This is a genomic window from Hahella sp. CCB-MM4, from assembly GCF_002260525.1.
GTDB lineage: Bacteria > Pseudomonadota > Gammaproteobacteria > Pseudomonadales > Oleiphilaceae > Hahella.
Genome location: NZ_MRYI01000144.1, coordinates 1 through 556, shown reverse-complemented (window position 1 = coordinate 556; position 556 = coordinate 1). Strand labels below are relative to the sequence as shown.

The window sequence follows — 556 nt, the reverse complement described above, 5'->3', positions numbered from 1 at the left end:
CCCTCCCGGTTGAGGCGCTGGACTTCGGCGTGCGGCGTCGTGCCCCCGAAGATGTTCTCAGCGGCCCGTCGGATGACACCACATCGGTGCGGATGGTCGTCCAGCCGCCACCCGAGCGACTTTCCGGTGTCCGGGTCGGAGCCCCTGTGTACCTTGACCCGTCCGTACGGGACCCGTCCCCCCGGCCAGCGTCCCTTCTGGCGGAGTGTGTCGCGGGTCTCCTGGGCGCGTTCCTTGATCACCTCCAACTCGTTCTCCGCGAACATGGCTGCGATACCCGCAAACATCCGCCCTTCTCGCGTGGTGGGGTCGATGTTCATGCGCACGGTGTTAATGCGCTTGCCGTTGTCCCGGCACCAGTCCATGAGGCTGGAGAACCACACCACCCGTCGGGCCCATCGGTCGACGCGGAGGGCCACCATGCCGTCGTACGGCTTGGGGGGTGTGGGAGTGAGCCAGGCGGAGAGGTTCTTGCGGTTCCAGGGGGACACCTCGCCTGATACGTCGGTGTCGATGACCACGTCAACGACGACTCCGTGGGCGACGTCTTCCACCC

General features: G+C 66.5%; 1 protein-coding gene. It reads right to left on the bottom strand.

From position 1 onward, the window contains the following. A partial coding sequence (locus tag BTA51_RS29755) for a recombinase family protein (RefSeq protein ID WP_168188344.1) occupies positions 1-556 on the bottom strand: 556 nt, incomplete at both ends.